We start from the raw sequence: 17529 nt of genomic DNA, 5'->3' as shown, positions 1-17529 counted from the left end.
GGACGCGTGTCCGGGGGCGCTCGGGTGCGGAAAGGGGCGCGCGATCTCGTGGCGGCACCACCGTGTGCGGGCCGCGACGCAGAGGCGGGGTCTGCGGAAGGGCGCGGACCGGGCCCGGGGAAAAGGCACCCGGCGGTTTCGCCGGTCCGCGCGGGAAGAGAGGCCGGGAAGCGGGCCGGTTGCTGTCCCCGGGCCGGTCCTGCGAAATACTGGCGGGGCACCGCGGCGGCCACGCGACCGCCGAAAGCGAATTCCGCCCCGGAAACGACGGGAGCGGAAAGCCGGGAGGACCCAGACCATGCGCCGGACCGAAGCCGGAGACGTCCCCCGAACCGGAAGGGCCGGGGAACCCACGGAGCCGGACACCACCCCCGACGCGCCCGGGGACAGCGCTTTTCTGGCCCTGGAAAGGGAGTTGTCCGTCTTCCTGCGCCGGGCCCGCGCCTCCTCCGGCGAGGTGGCCCGCGAGGTCCACCCCGATCTGGAGCCCGCCGCGTACGGGCTGCTGGTGCGGCTGGCGGAGGCGGGGGAGCAGCGGGCCACCGCCCTCGCCGCGTACTTCGGTGTCGGCAAGGCCACCATGAGCCGCCAGCTCCGCGCCCTGGAGGAGCTCGGCATCGTCTCCCGCCGGCCGGACCCGGCCGATGGACGCGCCTCGCTGGTGGCCCTGACCGAGGAGGGCGCCGGCCGCTTCTCCGCGGTGCGCCGCGCCCGCCGCGAGCGCTACGCCCGCAAGCTGCGGAGCTGGGACCGGGCGGAGATCGCCGAACTCGCCCGCCTGCTGCACCGGTTGAACGGGCTGAGCGGCGCGGAGGACTGAGCCGGCGGCCGGACGGCCCGGTTCCGGGGCGGCCGGGCCCGGAGGGGCACGGATCCGGCGGGCCGGACATTCTTCCGCGTCCGCCGTCTCCTCAAACCTCCGGGAAGGGCAGGCCGGTCGAGGGCACCGGCCGAGGGCCCGCCCCGGGAAGACTGCCCGGATCGCCCGCGCCCGTGCACCCCGGCGCACGCGCCGGCGCCCGCGTCCCGCCCTGGAACTCCGCGTAGACGGCCGTCGCGTCGTCGTGCCGCTTGCCGCGCGGGAAGGCGCCGCCCCGCGGGTCCGCCGCCTCCGCCGTCCGTACCCGCCGCACCAGGCCGCCCGTCCCCTCCTCGCGGAGCAGCGCGGGGCAGTCGGCCCAGGTGCCCTCACGGAAGACCTCGACCCAGCGCCCCGCGCCGTCCGTCAGGGCGGTCAGCGAGCGCACGTCCGCGCGCGGTACGGCGCCGGTCACGGCCCGGGAGGCGACCGACGGGTCGGCGGCGGCCGTGAAGAAACCGCCCTCCGCGTTGCGCAGGGCCTCCACCGCGCGGACGTACTCGGCGGCCCGCGCGGCGCGTTCGGCGGAGCCGGGCGGCAGGGCCCGTACGGCGGCCCGCAGCTCCGGCACATGGGGCGGCAGCCGGGACAGCCGGTCGTCCCGCTCCGCCGTGACCCGGCCGTCCCGCCGCTCGACGAGCAGGACGGAGTCGGAGAGCACGAGATGTTCCACGTCCCGCTCGTCCCAGCGGGCGGCCACGACCGTCGCCTGCGGGGTTTTAACGTGAGAAAGGTCACAGGCTGTTCGGTGGGCATCGGCGGTGCGTTCGATTGCCTCCGCGAGGCACGTCCGCAAGGTCATATCCCGTCGCGAAACGGACAGTTCGAGCAGTGCCCCGCCGAGCCGCGCGGTGAACCACGGCACTCCGTGTACGCATCCGCCGCCGTCCTCGGGAGGTGTGACGCCGTCCAGCAGGACCAGGGAACCGCCCGCACCGGACGCCGGCAGGGCCACCGAGACGTAGTCCTCGTTGGGGATGCGGGGATCACCCGGCTCCGTGGTGAGGTCGATGCGCATGCGGTCAGTCTGCCGGACCGTGCCACCGGCCCCGGCGGCCGGCGTGACCTGCGGTGACGGCCGGCGCGGCCGGCGGGAAACGGCCGAGGTGCCGGAATTCCCCCGTATTCACCGGCCGGTGGAATGTGCGGGCGCGCATCTTGCCAGCACCGGCTGGCGATTTCCAACCGGCGCTCCCCGCGGCGGCGCCGGAGTCCCGCGCCGGGGTTGTTCGCCAACTCCGGATTGATGTTCACTCGTTCGGGTGGCCAGGCGGGTGATGGGCGGCCCCATTCACACCGGCGGTGGAATCGTCGAATTCCGTTGCCGGTACGGGGAGAACGCCCGTCGGCGCTCCGCGCTCCAGGGGCACGAGGAATGCGAGCGGATCGCCGGCGCCTCGGCCCTGCGGAGACGAGACAAGATTGCGAGCACCGGTGCGAAGAATGCGGCCTCGGGGCAAGGAACGTGAGTCGGTACAGACCGCGGGGTCGGCGTCCGCACCGCCCGGGAAGCGCGCCACCAAGGTCCGCAACCGGCTCGTGGTCTCGGTGGCCGTGGTCGCCGCGGCCGTCGCCGGTGCCGGCGCCCCCGCCGTCATCGCCGCCTCCTCCGACCTCAACGACTCCCAGCGCCTGGTCACGCTCTCCGAGCTGAACGCGCAGGCCGTCGTGCTGGCCCACTCGCTGGCCGACGAGCGCGACACCATGACGCGCTTCGTCGCCGCGGGCCGCGCCGCCGGCTCCGGCAGCGCCACCGGGATCTCGGAGAAGCGGCGCGCGAGCGTCGACCGCCGGCTGGAGGAGATCCGGGAGAACGCCCCGGGTGCCCTGGACCGCCGGCTCGCGGAGCTCCCGGACATCCGGCAGTCGGCGCTCACCGGCTCCGGCCCGGCCTCCGAGACCTTCGCCCGCTACACCCAGCTGGTGCAGGCGCTGCACGGTGTCTCCGCCGACCTCGCCCGGCGCATCCCGCCGCGCGCCGCCGACGGCCCCGCCGACGCGCTGTCCGGGCTGGGCCGTGCCGTGGAGCAGGCCGCCGCCACCCGCACCCTGCTGCTCGGCGCCCTGGCCGCGGGCGGCGAGGGCGAGCTGACCGCCACCGCGCAGCGCACCCGCGTCCAGGAGCTCGCGGCGGTCGCCGACTTCCGGCAGACCGCCCCGGCCGCCGCCAAGGACAGTTACGACGGCACCGTCAACGGCGACGAGGCGGACCGGGCCGAGCGCTACCTCAAGGTCCTCACCGACCAGCCGCAGCTCTCCCCGGCCGAACTGGCCCTGAACCAGAAGCGCGTGGACGCCGCCCTGTCCGGCCGGATCGACCTGATGCGCGCCGCCGAGTCGGCTCTCACCACCGAGGAGTCCGCCCGGCTCGCCGCCCTCCGCGACGACGACGTGCGCTCCCTGGAGCTGGCCGTCGGGCTGCTCGCCCTCTGCGTGCTGGTCGCCGTCGGCTCCGGCATGTCCGCGGCCCGCTCCATGACCCGGCCGCTGGCCGTGCTGCGGCTCGGCGCCCGGCGCGTCGCCGCCGACCCGGTCGGCGAGGAGCCGGTCAAGTTCACCGGCCGCAACGACGAGTACGCCGAGGCCGTGGGCGCCGTCAACGAGCTCCGCGCCAAGGCGGAGGGCTTCCACCGGGAGCTGGAGAAGCTCCGCGCCGAGCGCGGCGGCCTGATCCGCGAGCGGCAGAAGCTCGCCGACAGGCGCGACGAGCTGGCCCGGCAGAAGAGCGATCTCGCCGAGCGGCTCACCGGCCTCCAGGACCGCGTGCACAGCAGCTTCGTCAACCTGTCGCTGCGCACCCTGGGCCTCGTCGAACGCCAGCTCGGCCTCATCGAGGGGCTGGAGGAGCGGGCGAACGAGCCCGAGCACCTCGACGCCCTCTACAAGCTCGACCACCTCGCCACCCGGATGCGCCGGCACAGCGAGAACCTGCTGGTCCTCTCCGGCGCCGAGCACACCACCACGCACAGCGCCTCCGTGCCCCTGCTCGACGTGCTGCGCGCCTCGGTCAGCGAGATCGAGCGCTACGAGCGGGTCCGCATCCTGTCGCTCCCCCCGCACGCCCGGGTCGCCGGGTTCGCCGCCGACGCGCTCAGCCACCTCGTCGCCGAACTGCTGGAGAACGCGGCGGCGTTCTCCCCGCCGGAGGACGACGTCGAGCTCTCCGGCTGGCAGCTGGAGAACGGCGAGGTGATGCTCTCCGTCGAGGACCGGGGCATCGGCATGACCGAGGAGCGGCTGGCCGAGGTCAACGCCCGGCTCGCCGACCCCGACGGCGAGGCCGCCGGCGCCGACGAGGACGCCCTCGGGCTCGGCCTGTACGTGGTCGCGCGGCTCGCGGCGCGCCACGGCATCCGCGTCGAACTGCGCGACCGGGCGCAGGGCGGGGTGACGGCCGTCGTCGTGCTGCCGACCTCCGTCCTGCCGACCCGGCCCGAGCCGTCCCACGTCCAGTCCGCTGGGACCGGGGCCACCGGCGTCTCGCTGCCCGGCTCGGTGGCCGAGGCCAACTCGAACGCCCTGCCGCACCGCCGCGGCGGCTCCCTGCCCCGGCGCGGGGACGCGGCGGAGACCGGAGCCGGAGCGGCCGCCGTGGACACCGGTACGGCCGGTGGAGCGGCGGACGGAACGGCGGATGCCGCCGGCGCTGCCGCCGGAACGAGCACGCACCCCGACGCCGCGGAACCCGCCGGGAGCTCGTCGGCGGACGTCCCCGCCGGCGCCGCCGAGTCCGCCGGGCCGGCCCCGGCCGCTCCCGCCGGGACCCCCGCCGCGTCAAATGCCGCGCAGGGTGGGTCCGTTGAGGCCCCGGACTCCGACGCGACCCCGCTCGCGGGCCTCGCCGCCGACGGAGCCGGAGCCCCGGACCCGGCCCCCGCTCCGGAGCCGGCCGCCACCGGCACCGGAGGCGGGCCGCGCCCCGGCCGGTGAGCCGGCCACGGGCCGTGCCCTGCGGAGGAGTCCGGCGCGGAGCCCGCCCCCGGTTCCGTACCGGCGGACGCGGACACCCCCGGCGCCGGAACCCCGGACGACCTCGGCGCGCACGCCGGACTGGCCCGGAGCGCGGAGCACGACCCCCTGGTCGCGGCCGCCGAGGAAGCCCTGCGGGCGGCGGAGGCGGAAGCCGGAAGCCCCGAGGGCAGCCTTGCGGGAACCTCCCACGGCACCTTCACGGAAACCCCCGGGACGACGGCGGAAGCCCCCGGCGGGACGGCCGCCCCGGAGCCCACCGCCAGGCCCGCCACCGACGCCGGTGAGTCCCCAGCCGCCGACGACGACCCGTACGGCATCCGGCGCACCGGGTCCGGTGAGGAGCAGCACGCGCGGGCCTCGGACGACGCCGCGTTCGCCGGGATCGACGAGCCGACCCAGTCCTTCCGGCTGGCCCCGCCGCTGCCCCGTCCGGACACCGGACCGGCCGAGGCCCCCCACACCCCGGACGGCACGCACACCACCGGGACCGGAACCGGCCCGACCGGGCAGGACACGGCGGACCCGGCCCCCGGCACCGGGAGCCCGGCCGCCCCCGCCAAGCGGCTGACGGACAAGGGCCTCCCCAAGCGGACACCCAAGACCGTGGCGGCGCAGACCGGCCCGGTGCGGGCGCGGGCGAGAGGCGTGGACGCGGAGGCACTGCGCCGCAAGCTCGGCGGCTTCCAGCAGGGGTCACAGCACGGTCGGCGCGACGCCGACGCGGAGATCGCCGAGAAGACCGGTGAGCACCGGACGGGGGCACCGGACGACGGTGGCACAGTCGAGGAGGCACGCGGTTGAACGCGTACACGAAGGCCGGCTCGGAGCCGCACGGTTCGCAGGGCCTCAGCAGTGAGGCCCGCAATCTGCACTGGCTGCTGACGAACCTGGTCGAGGAGGTGCCCGGCGTCCACTCGGTGGCCGTGGTCTCCTCCGACGGCCTGCTGCTCCTCAGCTCCGACCCGGGCATGGGCGTGCGGCCGGCAGACGCCGGCGGGAACGGCGCCGGCAACGGGAACGGGGGCGGCACGGCGGCCGCCGCCGACGACGACGGCAGCGGCCCCAAGGGCTCCAGCGCCGACCTCGCCACCATCGTCTCCGGTGTCGGGGCGCTGACCCACGGCGCCTCCAAGCTCATGGACGCCGGCCCGGTGAAGCAGACGATGATCGCGATGGACGAGGGCAGCGTCTTCGTCATGTCGATCAGCGACGGCTCGCTGCTCGGGGCGCACGCGACCCCCGACTGCGACATGAGCGTGGTGGCGTACCACATGGCCCTCTTCGTCGGCCGGGCCGGACACGTCCTCACCCCCGAACTCCGCAACGAACTGCGCCAGTCCCTGGAGAGCCGCACGTGACGTCCCCCCGACTCCCGGTCCGCACCGCGGACCGCAGCCAGCAACGCAAACCCGCCCGGGTACGCCCGTACTCGCTGACCGGCGGCCGGACCCGCTTCGGGCACGTCCTGCTCGTGGAGACCTTCGTCGCCGCCATCGAGGCACCGGAGGACCGCCCGGAGCTGACGGCCGGCAACTGGGCCGACCGCGTGATGCCCGAGATGCGGGCCATCGTCGAGCTCTGCCGGAAGATGCGCTCCGTCGCGGAGATCTCAGCGCTTCTCCGCATCCCGCTCGGAGTGGTCCGCGTGCTGCTCAGCGACTTGGCCGACCAGGGAAAGATCCGCGTGTACGGGAACGGCGCCGGCACCGAGACCGGCCGCCCCGACCGCGCACTGCTCGAAAGGGTCCTGAGTGGACTTCGCAGGCTCTGACACCATGACCCCCGCGGGACCGACGACCACGGCGCCGCCCGTCGCGGACGAGAACGTCCAGAGCTGGCAGACCGACCGCAGCCGCGCCCCCCTCTCCACCAAGATCGTGGTGGCGGGCGGTTTCGGCGTCGGCAAGACCACCTTCGTCGGCTCGGTCTCCGAGATCACCCCCCTCACCACCGAGGCGGTGATGACGCAGGCCAGCGAGGACGTCGACGACATCGCGGCGACCCCGGACAAGACCACGACGACCGTCGCCATGGATTTCGGCCGGATCACCCTCGACGCCGAGCTGGTCCTCTACCTCTTCGGCACCCCCGGCCAGAAACGTTTCTGGTTCATGTGGGACGACCTGGTGCGCGGCGCGATCGGCGCGGTCGTCATGGCCGACACCCGGCGGCTGGAGGACTGCTTCCCGGCCCTCGACTACTTCGAGAGCTGCGGGCTGCCGTACGTCGTGGCCGTCAACCACTTCGAGGGCACTGAGTCCTACGCGGTGGAGGACGTGCGCGAGGCGCTGTCCGTGCCGGACCACGTCCCGGTCGAGATCATGGACGCGCGCGAGCGGACGACCGTGATCCGGTCCCTGCTCGCCCTCGTGGCCCACGCCCTTGACGTGACCCCCGAGTGACATAGCCTCACCTCCGAGCCCGGAACGGGCAGTTGTGCTGCTCAGAGCCCCGGTGGCCGCAGACACCGCGATGCTCCGGCACCCGGATGACGCGGTACCCCGGGCCTCCGGCGCCCCGGTCCGAGCATCCCGCCGGGTGTCCCGGCGCCCCTGCCGTTCCGCGGTTCCGCCCGTGTTCCTCACCGTGTGAAAGAGAGCCCACCGCCATGCGGAAGATCCTCGTCGTCGGAGCCGGCCAGTCCGGTCTCCAACTCGCCCTCGGCCTGCAGCAGCACGGCTACGAGGTCACCTTGATGTCGAACCGCACGGCGGACGAGATCCGCTCCGGCCGGGTCATGTCCACCCAGTGCATGTTCCACACCGCCCTGCAGCACGAGCGGGACCTCGGGATCAACTTCTGGGAGAGCCAGGCCCCGCGCATCGAGGGACTCGGCGTCTCCGTCGCCGGCCCCGACGGCAGCCGCCCCGTCGACTGGGTGGGCAAGCTGGAGGGCTACGCCCAGTCCGTCGACCAGCGGGTGAAGATGGCCGGCTGGATGGAGACCTTCGCGCAGCGCGGCGGGCAACTCGTCATCCACGGCGCCGCCGTCTCCGACCTCGACTACTTCTCCCGCTCCTACGACCTGGTGCTCGTCTCGGCCGGCAAGGGCGAACTCGTCTCCATGTTCGGCCGGGACGCCTCCCGCTCCCCGTACGACAAGCCGCAGCGCGCCCTGGCCGTGGCCTACGTGCACGGGCTCGGCCCGCGCCCCGAGCACCCGGACTACGACGCCGTCCGCTGCAACCTCGTGCCGGGCGTCGGCGAGATGTTCGTCATGCCGACCTACACCCTCTCCGGCCGGGCCGACATCCTCTTCTGGGAGGGCATCCCCGGCGGCCCGCTGGACGTCTTCGACTCCATCAAGGACCCGGGCGAGCACCTGGCCACCACCCTGGACCTGATGAAGCGGTTCCTGCCCTGGGAGTACGACCGCGCGGGCAAGGTGGAGCTGACCGACGCGGGCGGCACCCTCGCCGGCCGCTACGCCCCGACCGTGCGCAACCCCGTCGGCCGGCTGCCGTCGGGCGGGCTGGTACTGGGCGTCGCGGACGTCGTCGTCGCCAACGACCCGCTGACCGGCCAGGGCTCCAACTCGGCGTCCAAGTGCGCCGCCTCGTATCTGGCGAGCATCCTGGAGCGGGGCGACCAGCCGTTCGACGCCGAGTGGATGCAGTCCACTTTCGACCGCTACTGGGAGACCGCCCGGCACGTCGTCAAGTGGACGAACGCGATGCTGGCCCCGCCGCCGGAGCACGTCCTCAACCTGATCGGCGCGGGCGGGCAGTTCCAGCCGGTCGCCGACCGCTTCGCCAACGCCTTCGACAACCCGGCCGACCTGGAGAACTTCTTCTACGAGCCGGCGAAGACGGAGGGCTACCTCGCCGAGGCCGCGGGCGCGCGGTAGGCCGGCGGGCCCGGGTCGGTCGCCCCCGGCCCGGGCCGGTGCTCGGCCCCGCCGGCCGGCGATCGGACCGCACGCGACCGGTGGCGGGAGGCCGGGTGGCCGGTCCGTGGTCCCCTTCGGTACCCGGTCGGCCGCCGAGGTCCGTGCCGCCGGTTCAGGCGCCGGGGGTCCGCCGGGTCCAGGGCCAGTTCGGGCCCGTGGCGCGCCGGCCCTCCGGGTCGTAGACGTACTTCCAGCCCAGCGGCAGCCCGAGCCGCTTGCTGTGGCCGCGGATCTCGCGCCGGTAGACGTGCACCACGGGCGCGCCGCCGTCCGGTTCCGGTACCGGGACCTCGTAGACCTTCGGCGGCTTTCCGGTCGCCCCCGTCAGCACCGGCAGGACCCGGCCGTCCAGCGGCCCGCCCACGAAGAGGGTGTCCTCGCTCCTCACGAGGCGCCCTCCCCCGGGCCGCGCGGAGCCGCAGCGGACGCGCCGCCCTCCGGCGGAGCCCCGTTGGCCTCGGCAGACCAGGAAGCACCGGAAGTCCCGGGAGCCCCGGCATTCCCGGATTCACCGGCACCCGCGGCGTCCAGCAGATGCCCCGCTTCCGCGACCAGCGGCACCAGCCGCCGGAGGAGAGCGCCCACGGGCCCGTCCGCCCGCTCCGCCGCCAGCGCCTCCCTGAGCACGCCCGCCGTCTGCGGGTCGTGCGCCGCGGTGGCGGTGAGGAGGGCGAGGAAGTGGTCGAGCAGCCAGTCGCGCAGTTCGGCGGCGGGCGGCTGCTTCTCCTCGTCCAGCCAGATCAGCGAGGCGGCCTCGACCGCCGCGATCCAGGTGCGGACGGCGGTGCGCAGCCGCAGCCCGGTCCGGGAGACGCCGAGATGGACGAGGATCTGCTCGGCGGCGGCCCGCCGCACCTCGTCCACGATGGCCGAGGTGCGCGAGGTCTCGGCGACGCTGCCGCCCTGGAGCAGCGCGCTGAAGCCGGCGTCGTACTCGTCGACGAAGGCGAGATAGCGGTCGAGGGCGCGCCCCAGCCGCTGGGTCATCGGACCGGTCTGGGGTTCGGCGAAGCACCGTTCCATCCGGTCGGCGGCGCTGCGCAGCGCGGCCTCGTACAACTGCGGCTTGCCGCCCGGGAAGTAGCGGTAGACCAGCGGGCGCGACACCTCGGCGGCGTGGGCCACGTCGTCCAGCGAGACCTCTTCCGGCGCCCGGTCGGCGAAGAGCGCGAGCGCCGCGTCCAGCAACTGGCGGCGCCGCTGCTCGACGGTGAGCCGCCGGTACGCGGCGCCGGGGCCGGACCGGCGGCCGGACGTTGCTCTCGGGGCGGTGCCGCTGCCGTTCATGCCCGCAGGGTAACCGGCCCGGCGGGGCGGCGGCCCGGTCCGGGTGTCGTCCGGGCCTTGCCGGGACCTGCCCGTTGTCCGCGCGGCCCCGCCCCTCCGCCCTCCCGCCCCTCCGCCCGGCCGGGGCGGCGGTCTCAGGCCAGCAGCCCCGAGCTCTTCCACATCCGGCGTCCCGCCCCGCGCAGCACGCCGATGTCGTCCAGGAAGTCCGTCAGCTTCTTCGCCCCGGTCTGCATGACCTCGCGCCGGTGCCCGCTGGCCGCGACCTGGGCGACCGCCTCCCGCTTGTCGAGGCCCACGTTCGTGTAGACCTCGGGGTTGATGAATGCCTTGGAGAAGACGCGGGCGAACTCCCCCGAGGTCAGCCGGGTGAACTCACGGCTCCAGCGCGGCGCGCCGACCATCTGGTGGCGCAGCTCCTCCCGGGCGTACCGCACGTGCCGGGCCTCCTCCACCACGTGGATGCGTGTGACGCCGCGCACCAGCGGCTGGATGCGCTCGTCCGGGAAGGTCAGCCGCTGCATCCAGTCGAGGATCTCCTCGCCGAGCAGGGTGGCGGTGAAGGACCCCGGCGTGGTGGAGACCGTCTTGAACAGCCGGCCGAGGTTCTGGTGGACCCGCGACACCGGGTACACGGGGGTGTCGTTCCGCTGGATCAGCCGGGCGAACATCTTGGAGTGCCGGCACTCGTCCTCGATCTCGGTGAGGGCGTAGCGCACGTGCGAGCTGGTCGGCGACTTGTCGTAGATGTGCCGGCAGAGCAGCTGCATGAGGATGATCTCGAACCAGATGCCGAGCGAGGCCAGGGCCGAGGCCTCGTGCTTGGAGAGCTCGATGCGCTGCTCCTCCGACATGGTCTTCCAGAGCGGGGTGTCGTAGAGGGAGACCAGCTCCGGCGGCCAGAACCAGAGGCCCTCCTCGAAGGGGGCGTCCCAGTCCAGTTCGGCGTCCGGGTCGAAGGAGTGCCTGGCGGAGGAGTCGAGCAGGCGCAGGGCGACTTTTTCCCGGTCCTTGAGCAGGCCGAGAGCATCCCGCTGCGCCGCTGCCCCGGTTGTGATCGTCATGCTGTCGGCCACCTCGCTTGTGGGTTACCCGCGGTACCCCTTTATGAGACTGCGTGTCAGCAAGAACGTCAATCCCCTGGCGAAGACTTGTTGAAGCCCGGTTGACCCCGCCGCGGAGGCCGTGTGAGCCTGCCAACCATCCCGCTCTCCACGGGAGTCCGCGAGGCCGAGGCCGAGGAGGCGTCGATGACGACGCACGATCTCTACGCGAAAGACCCGGGAACCCCCGACTGGCAGGTGCCGGCCTCCGGCGCCGCCCGCTTCAGCTGGGACTACGACGACGGGCGCGACCGGTTGCTCGCCCTGTACCAGAAGGGCAAGGACAAGCAGTGGGACTCGGTCCGCCGCATCGACTGGGACCTGGAGGTGGACCCCCGCGACCCGCTCGGCACCCCCGACGAGGCCCTCGCCCTCCACGGCACCCGGCACTGGAGCCGGATGACCGAGCGCGACAAGGGCGAGCTGCGGCGGCACTACAGTTCCTGGCAGTTCAGCCAGTTCCTCCACGGCGAGCAGGGCGCCATGATCTGCGCCGCCCGCATCGTGGAGTCCGTCCCCGACCTGGACGCCAAGTTCTACTCCGCGACCCAGACCATGGACGAGGCCCGGCACGCCGAGATCTACGGCCGCTTCCTCCACGAGAAGATCGGGATGCTCTACCCGATCAACGACAACCTCCAGGCCCTGCTGGGCGACACCCTGCGCGACTCCCGCTGGGACATGCCCTACCTCGGGATGCAGGTTCTGATCGAGGGCCTGGCCCTGGCCGCGTTCGGCATGATCCGCGACACCACCGACAAGCCGCTCCCGAAGCAGATCCTCGCCTACGTCATGCAGGACGAGGCCCGGCACGTGGCCTTCGGGCGGATGGCGCTGCGCGACTACTACCGGCAGCTCACCGACGCCGAACTCCGCGAACGCGAGGAGTTCGTCATCGAGGGCTGCTACCTCATGCGCGACCGGCTGCGCGGGACCGAGGTGCTGGAGAACTTCGGCATCCCGGCGGCGGAGGCGGCCGAGTACACCGAGCAGTCGGAGTTCCTGCACCTCTTCCGGAAGCTGCTGTTCAGCCGGATCGTGCCGTGCGTCAAGGACATCGGCCTGTGGGGCGAACGCCTCCAGCGCGCCTACCTCGACCTGGGCGTCTTCGAGCTCGGCGACTCCAACCTCGATCTGCTGATGGCCCAGGACGAGGAACTGGCCGAGCAACTGGACGCCGAACGCTTCGCGGCCGAGGAGGCCGCCCGCACGGCGGAGGTCACCGAGGCGATCGCCGAGGGGGCGGCGGCCGAGAGGTAACGGGGCCGGCGCCCGGGGTGCGTGCCCGCGGCCTGCGGCCGGGCGGACCGTCCCGCGCGGTGCCCACAGTGCGGTGCCTGCCTACGGCGCGGCGCGTACGGCGGCGCCTATGGCGGTGCGGCTGTGCGTGCACACCACATGCCACGGCGCCGCGCGGCTGACAGCATGGACCCATGACAGCGATCCGTCCCGGCAGCCGCGCCGCCGCCCACGACAGCCTCCGCGCCCTGGCCCTCGGCGACGCCTTCGGCGAACGCTGGTTCCCGCTCGCCGCCGAGCGGGGAAGCGTCGGCGAGGCCATCAGGGAGCGGCGGACACCCGAAGCGCCCCTCTGGCACTGGACGGACGACACCGCCATGGCCCTGGCGCTCTTCGCCGTCCTCGACCGCCACGGCGAGGTGCGGCAGGAGGAACTGGCCCGGGAGTTCGGCGAACGCTTCCTCGCCGAGCCCGCCCGCGGCTACGGCAGCGGCATGCACGAACTGCTGCCGCTGCTCGCCCGGCGGCCGGACCGGTGGCGCGAGGACGCGGACGCCCTCTTCGGCGGTCAGGGGAGCCTCGGCAACGGCGCCGCCATGCGCGTCGCACCCCTCGGCGCCTGGTTCGCGGGCGACCCGGAGCGGGCCGCCGCGCAGGCCACGCTGTCGGCGCAGGTCACCCACGCGCACCCGGAGGGCATCGCGGGCGCGGTGGCCGTCGCCGTCGCGGCCGCCCTCGCCGCCGACCGGACGGAGGAACCCCCCGCCCCCGCCGAGCTGTTGGCCGGGGTGGCGGATCACACCCCCGAGGGCGCGGTACGCGACGGCGTGCTGCTGGCGGCCGGACTGCCCCCGGGCACCGAACCGGCAGCGGCGGCGGCCGCCCTGGGCAGCGGCTACCGCATCCGCGCCGACGACACCGTGCCGTACGCCCTGTGGTGCGCGGCCGGGCACCTGGACGACCTCACCGAGGCGCTGTGGACCACCGCGGCGGGCCTGGGCGACATCGATACGACCTGCGCCATCGCGGGCGGTGTCGTCGGCGGCCGGACGGGCATCGCCGATGTTCCGGACGTCTGGCTGGAGCGCGCGGAACCCCTGCCCACGCCCTTCGCGGCCTGACCCCCGCTCCCGGGGCCGGCATCCGGCAAGGGCCCGTCGCCCGCAGGAGCGGGACCGACCGGACCGGGGCCCGCCGGACCGGGACCCGCGAGCCGGCCGACTGCCGCCCGGGAGTCAGCCGACGGTGCAGACGTCACCGGCGTTCGCCTCGCGGGCGCGCGTCAGCTCGGCCGCCGTGGCCTCCGCGGTACCCGGCACGGGGCTCGCGGGCCCGGGCGGGAAGGCGCTCCGCAGCCCGAACGCGTACGGCGTGGGCCCGTGCCGGCGCAGATGCGTCAGCCGCTCCTCGGCCTCGGCGACGGACGGCCGGTGCCCGGCGGGGACCCACCACAGGGCGGTCACCGCCTCCGCCGGCCGCTCGAACCACTCGCGGCGGCGGCGCATCAGGTCGCGGTGGAGGCCGTCGTACATGAAGCGGGTGAGGGAGTCGAGATCGCGCCACACGGTCAGGTTCACGATCAGCCAGTCGTCCCCGAGGACCGGCACGTCGGTGGCGTTGCCGCTGTCGCTCTGGAGCCGCCAGCGGAAGCCCTCCGAGGCGTCCGCGGTGGCGTTGACGGGGTCGAGCCCGTCCGCGAAGTCCTTCAACTGCGGTGAATCGAGCGGGGCGAGGAGCCGGGCGATATTGATCTGGGCAAGCTCGAACGGTGCGGCTGCGTCAGTCATGGCCGCACGCTAGCGCCCACCGTCCGGCCGCGCACTGGATTACCACCGGCCGCCGCCCCGGCGCCTGGTCCGCCTCCGGGAGTGCGGCCGGCCGCACACCGTGCTGAGCGTCGCCCCGGGTATCTGGCCGGCCTTCGCGCGGGCCGTCAAGGCCGGCGAGTACGACCACGCCGGCCGGCACCGAGGGTGACGCCCCCCCGGAACCCCGGCCCCGGAACCCGGAGAGACGGCAGCCCGCAGTGCGGAGTCCTCAGAGCCCCAGTGCCGCCCGCATCACCTGGCGGGCGATCGGGGCCGCGTTGCCGCCGCCGCTGATGTCGGCGCGGTCGGCCGCCGCGTCCTCGACGACCACCGCGACCGCGACACCGGGCTCGTCGGCCCCGTCCTTCTGCGCCCAGGAGATGAACCAGGCATACGGGATGCCCTCGTTGCCCACACCGTGCTGCGCGGTGCCGGTCTTGCCGCCGACCTCCGCGCCGGGGAGCGCCGCGTTGGTGCCCGTGCCGTTCTCGACCACGTCGCGCATCAGTTCGCGCAGCACCTCCGCCGTGCCGGAGTCCATTGTCCGCTCGTAGGTGCGGGGGCGGGTGACGGCCACCGTGTCGCCCTCGGAATCGGTGATCCTGTCGACCAGATACGGCTTGCGCAGCCTGCCGTCGTTGGCGACGGCCGAGGCGACCATCGCCATCTGGAGCGGTGTGGCGGCGGTGTTGTACTGGCCGATCGACGACAGGGCGAGCTGGGCGTCGTTCATGTCGGTGTCGAAGACGGATTCGGCAACCCGGGAGGGCACCCGCAGACCGTCGTCGTTGAAGCCGAACTTCTCGGCCGTGTCCACCATGCCGTCGAGCCCGACCTCCACACCGAGTTTGGCGAAGACGGTGTTGCAGGAGACCTCCATGGCGTGGCGCAGGTCGGCGTCCTCGCACCCCCGCGCCTCGTTCGTCAGATCCGTCCGGGTGCCGGGGAGGGTGTACGGCGCGGGGGTGTCCGTCGGCTCGTCCACATCGGTCACCACACCCTGCTCCAGGGCGGCCGCCGCCGTCACCACCTTGAAGACGGAGCCGGGCGGATAGGTCTGGCGGAGCGCCCGGTTGAGCATCGGCTGGTTCTCTGCGCCGGTCAGCCGCTGCCAGGCGTCGACGGCGGCGTCTCCGTTCCCGGAGATCTGTTCGGGGTCGTAGCTCGGGCTGCTGACGAGGGCGAGGATCTTGCCGGTGTCCGGTTCCAGGGCGACCACCGCGCCGCGCGCGCCGCCCAGGCCGTCGGCGGCGGCGCGCTGGACGGCCGGGTCGATGGTGGTGTGGACGTCGCCGGCCGGTTCGCGCTCGCGGGTCAGTGCGTGCCAGAGCGGGAAGACGGAGAGCCGCGGGTCGGCGCCGGAGAGGATGTCGTCCTCGGCGTCCTCCAGGAGCGTGGTGCCGTAGATCTGCGAGGCGTAGCCGGTGACCGGCGCGTACAGCGGTCCGTTGACGTATGTGCGTTCGTAGCGCAGCCGCTCGCCGGTGTCGCGGGAGCCGGTGACGGGCTCGCCGTCGACGAGGATGTCGCCGCGCGGGGCGCTGTAACGGGCGATGTTCTTGCGGCGGTTGGCCTGGTTGTCCTCGTACTCCTCGGCGTCGATCACCTGGATGCGGGAGGCGTTGAGCAGCAGGGCCACCAGGAGGAGCAGGAAGAAGGCGGACAGATGGCGGATCTGGCGGATCACGGCCTCGCCTCCCCGGGGGCGTCGAAGGCGCCGGGGCCGCCGGGATCGCCCGGGCCGACGGGTCCTCCGGGTTCGCCGGGGCCCTCCGGGGCGGCCGGCGCCGGGGCGGGCCGGCGGGCCGTGTCGCTCATCCGGATCAGCAGGGCCACGATGATCCAGTTGGTGACGACGGAGGAACCGCCCTGTGCGAGGAACGGCATCGCCATCCCGGTGAGCGGGATCAGCCCCATCACCCCGCCCGCGATGACGAAGACCTGGAGCGCGACGATCGAGGCCAGGCCGACGGCCAGCAGCCGGCCGAAGGGGTTGCGCTGGGCGAGGCCCGCCCGCAGCCCTCGTTCCACCAGCAGGGTGTACAGCAGGAAGATCGCGAAGAGCCCGGTCAGCCCCAGTTCCTCGCCCGCCGTGGCCAGGATGAAGTCCGATTTCGCGGCGAAGCCGATGAGGACGGAGTCCCCCTGGCCGAGTCCGGTGCCGAGGACGCCGCCGGAGGCGAAGGCGAAGTAGGTCTGCGCCAGTTGGCTCGCGCCCTCGCCCGCGTCGATGGAGGCGAAGGGGTGCAGCCAGTCCTGGACCCGGCTGTGGACGTGGGGTTCCAGGGAACCGACGGTGACGGCGCCCGCGGCGGCCAGCAGCAGCCCGACCGCGATCCAGCCGGTGCGGCCGGTGGCCACGTACAGCAGCACCACGAAGAGGCCGAAGAAGAGCAGCGAGGTGCCGAGGTCGCGTTCCAGGACGAGGACGCCGACACTGGCCAGCCAGATGGTGAGGATCGGGCCGAGCACCCGCCCGGTGGGGAACTGGAACTTCCAGATCCGGCGGCCGGTGTACGCCAGGGCGTGCCGGTTGACCGCCAGATAGGAGGCGAAGAAGACGGCGAGCAGGATCTTGGCGAACTCGCCGGGCTGGAACGAGAGACCGGCCACCCGGATCCAGATCTTGGCGCCGTTGATCGCGGGGAAGAAGATCGGGACGATCAGCAGGACCAGCGCGGCGGCGACGCTCAGATAGGCGTAGCGCTGCAGCACCCGGTGGTCGCGGAGGAACAGGACGACGGCGATGAAGAACCCGACACCGAGCGCGGACCAGATGAGCTGGGTGGGGGCGGCCTCGTCGGCGGGGTGGCGAGGTCGAGCCGGTAGATCACCACCAGGCCCAGACCGTTGAGCAGGACGGCGATGGGCAGCAGCAGGGGATCGGCGTACGGGGCGCGCAGGCGTACGGCGACGTGGGCGAGGAGGGCGAGGAGCCCGAGGCCCGCTCCGTAGCCCGCGGCGCCGGCCGGCACGGTGCCGTCGGTGGCCAGGCCGACCTCGACGTAGCCGTAGACGGAGATCAGGACGGCCCCGGTGAGCAGGACCAGCTCCGTACCGCGGCGCCGGGGGAGCCGCACCGGGGGCGGGAGCGCTTCCGGGAGGCCGTCCGGGTGCGAGCCCGGACGGTCCGAGGGGGGACCCGCTGTCGATGCGGCCATGACAGAGAACGTAACAAACTCGCCGGTGTTATGTCTGTTATGCCATCAGATGTACTGAGGGAGAAGGGGGTTGGCGTCGCACGCCGTCCTACCCGCCCCTCCGTCCCGGTACACACGGCCGTGCGCTGCGCACCCCGGCGTGCGCCGCCGTGCGCAGCGCCACGCCCCCCGCGCGCGAGGCGCGCGGGGGGTGCGACGTCATCCGGGCGGC

General features: G+C 73.9%; 14 protein-coding genes and 2 pseudogenes. 9 read left to right on the top strand and 7 right to left on the bottom strand.

Translation table 11 applies throughout. The features are described from left to right. The first annotated feature begins 298 nt into the window (after positions 1 to 298). Positions 299 to 820 (top strand): MarR family winged helix-turn-helix transcriptional regulator, encoded by a 522-nt coding sequence (locus E4N63_RS10360; protein WP_125622947.1) that lies wholly within the window; start codon positions 299 to 301, stop codon positions 818 to 820. 91 nt (positions 821 to 911) lie between these two features. Here E4N63_RS10360 and E4N63_RS10355 read toward each other — a convergent pair whose 3' ends face one another. Beyond that, positions 912 to 1877 (bottom strand): hypothetical protein, encoded by a 966-nt coding sequence (locus E4N63_RS10355; RefSeq protein ID WP_230240497.1) that lies wholly within the window; start codon positions 1875 to 1877, stop codon positions 912 to 914. A gap of 425 nt (positions 1878 to 2302) precedes the next feature. Between E4N63_RS10355 and E4N63_RS10350 the strand changes: the two genes are divergently transcribed. The 6 genes from E4N63_RS10350 to E4N63_RS10325 all read left to right on the top strand — a co-directional run bounded on the left by E4N63_RS10350 (position 2303) and on the right by E4N63_RS10325 (position 8678). Continuing rightward, entirely contained in the window at positions 2303 to 4789 is a 2487-nt protein-coding gene (locus E4N63_RS10350; RefSeq protein WP_230240496.1) for a nitrate- and nitrite sensing domain-containing protein, read from the top strand. A gap of 645 nt (positions 4790 to 5434) precedes the next feature. After that, positions 5435 to 5632, top strand: coding sequence for a hypothetical protein (locus E4N63_RS10345; RefSeq protein ID WP_230240495.1), 198 nt, complete (start codon positions 5435 to 5437; stop codon positions 5630 to 5632). Then, the gene (locus E4N63_RS10340; RefSeq protein ID WP_230240494.1) at positions 5629 to 6189 is read left to right on the top strand and encodes a roadblock/LC7 domain-containing protein; all 561 of its coding nucleotides are present in this window, start codon (positions 5629 to 5631) and stop codon (positions 6187 to 6189) included. The genes E4N63_RS10345 and E4N63_RS10340 overlap by 4 nt, the downstream gene beginning before the upstream one ends. Further along, complete coding sequence (locus tag E4N63_RS10335) at positions 6186 to 6602, top strand: DUF742 domain-containing protein (protein WP_125622944.1); 417 nt, start codon at positions 6186 to 6188, stop codon at positions 6600 to 6602. Before E4N63_RS10340 ends, E4N63_RS10335 begins: the two co-directional genes overlap by 4 nt. A 4-nt stretch (positions 6603 to 6606) precedes the next feature. Then, entirely contained in the window at positions 6607 to 7233 is a 627-nt protein-coding gene (locus E4N63_RS10330; RefSeq protein WP_125622943.1) for an ATP/GTP-binding protein, read from the top strand. 206 nt (positions 7234 to 7439) lie between these two features. Beyond that, positions 7440 to 8678, top strand: a complete 1239-nt coding sequence (locus E4N63_RS10325) for a styrene monooxygenase/indole monooxygenase family protein (RefSeq protein ID WP_230240493.1) — start codon at positions 7440 to 7442, stop codon at positions 8676 to 8678. Between the two features lie 154 nt (positions 8679 to 8832). Here the strand turns inward: E4N63_RS10325 and E4N63_RS10320 are convergent, their stop codons facing one another. The 3 genes and pseudogenes from E4N63_RS10320 to E4N63_RS10310 form a co-directional block, all read right to left on the bottom strand. Beyond that, entirely contained in the window at positions 8833 to 9108 is a 276-nt protein-coding gene (locus E4N63_RS10320) for a hypothetical protein (protein ID WP_230240492.1), read from the bottom strand. A 140-nt stretch (positions 9109 to 9248) separates the two neighbouring features. Then, positions 9249 to 10007 (bottom strand): annotated as a pseudogene (locus E4N63_RS10315) (TetR/AcrR family transcriptional regulator); the annotation flags it as partial. 134 nt (positions 10008 to 10141) lie between these two features. Then, entirely contained in the window at positions 10142 to 11071 is a 930-nt protein-coding gene (locus E4N63_RS10310; protein ID WP_230240491.1) for a diiron oxygenase, read from the bottom strand. A 186-nt stretch (positions 11072 to 11257) separates the two neighbouring features. Between E4N63_RS10310 and E4N63_RS10305 the strand changes: the two genes are divergently transcribed. Both E4N63_RS10305 and E4N63_RS10300 read left to right on the top strand, forming a co-directional pair. Beyond that, entirely contained in the window at positions 11258 to 12370 is a 1113-nt protein-coding gene (locus E4N63_RS10305) for a ferritin-like domain-containing protein (RefSeq protein WP_230242428.1), read from the top strand. Positions 12371 to 12543: 173 nt separating this feature from the next. After that, positions 12544 to 13470: an ADP-ribosylglycohydrolase family protein gene (locus E4N63_RS10300; RefSeq protein WP_230240490.1), complete on the top strand. Its 927-nt coding sequence runs from the start codon at positions 12544 to 12546 to the stop codon at positions 13468 to 13470. Positions 13471 to 13584: 114 nt separating this feature from the next. Here the strand turns inward: E4N63_RS10300 and E4N63_RS10295 are convergent, their stop codons facing one another. The 3 genes and pseudogenes from E4N63_RS10295 to E4N63_RS10285 form a co-directional block, all read right to left on the bottom strand. Continuing rightward, positions 13585 to 14136: a DUF3291 domain-containing protein gene (locus tag E4N63_RS10295; RefSeq protein ID WP_125622937.1), complete on the bottom strand. Its 552-nt coding sequence runs from the start codon at positions 14134 to 14136 to the stop codon at positions 13585 to 13587. Between the two features lie 250 nt (positions 14137 to 14386). Next, the gene (locus E4N63_RS10290; protein ID WP_230240489.1) at positions 14387 to 15844 is read right to left on the bottom strand and encodes a penicillin-binding protein 2; all 1458 of its coding nucleotides are present in this window, start codon (positions 15842 to 15844) and stop codon (positions 14387 to 14389) included. Then, positions 15841 to 17318: pseudogene (locus E4N63_RS10285) on the bottom strand (FtsW/RodA/SpoVE family cell cycle protein). The gene E4N63_RS10290 and the pseudogene E4N63_RS10285 overlap by 4 nt, the downstream one beginning before the upstream one ends. Between the last annotated feature and the right edge of the window lie 211 nt (positions 17319 to 17529).

Origin of the sequence: Streptomyces sp. MNU89 (genome assembly GCF_020982505.1) — a bacterium.
GTDB lineage: Bacteria > Actinomycetota > Actinomycetes > Streptomycetales > Streptomycetaceae > Streptomyces > Streptomyces xinghaiensis.
The sequence above is the reverse complement of the archived record's forward strand: the minus strand, read 5'-3'. Positions and strand labels throughout refer to the sequence as shown.

What these genes read in the sequence shown, in the direction of transcription:
- E4N63_RS10360 (WP_125622947.1), top strand. Translation starts at nt 299, where the DNA reads ATGCGCCGGACCGAAGCCGGAGACGTCCCCCGAACCGGAAGGGCCGGG.
- E4N63_RS10355 (WP_230240497.1), bottom strand. Translation starts at nt 1,877, where the DNA reads ATGCGCATCGACCTCACCACGGAGCCGGGTGATCCCCGCATCCCCAAC.
- E4N63_RS10350 (WP_230240496.1), top strand. Translation starts at nt 2,303, where the DNA reads ATGCGGCCTCGGGGCAAGGAACGTGAGTCGGTACAGACCGCGGGGTCG.
- E4N63_RS10330 (WP_125622943.1), top strand. Translation starts at nt 6,607, where the DNA reads ATGACCCCCGCGGGACCGACGACCACGGCGCCGCCCGTCGCGGACGAG.
- E4N63_RS10325 (WP_230240493.1), top strand. Translation starts at nt 7,440, where the DNA reads ATGCGGAAGATCCTCGTCGTCGGAGCCGGCCAGTCCGGTCTCCAACTC.
- E4N63_RS10310 (WP_230240491.1), bottom strand. Translation starts at nt 11,071, where the DNA reads ATGACGATCACAACCGGGGCAGCGGCGCAGCGGGATGCTCTCGGCCTG.
- E4N63_RS10305 (WP_230242428.1), top strand. Translation starts at nt 11,258, where the DNA reads ATGACGACGCACGATCTCTACGCGAAAGACCCGGGAACCCCCGACTGG.
- E4N63_RS10300 (WP_230240490.1), top strand. Translation starts at nt 12,544, where the DNA reads ATGACAGCGATCCGTCCCGGCAGCCGCGCCGCCGCCCACGACAGCCTC.
- E4N63_RS10295 (WP_125622937.1), bottom strand. Translation starts at nt 14,136, where the DNA reads ATGACTGACGCAGCCGCACCGTTCGAGCTTGCCCAGATCAATATCGCC.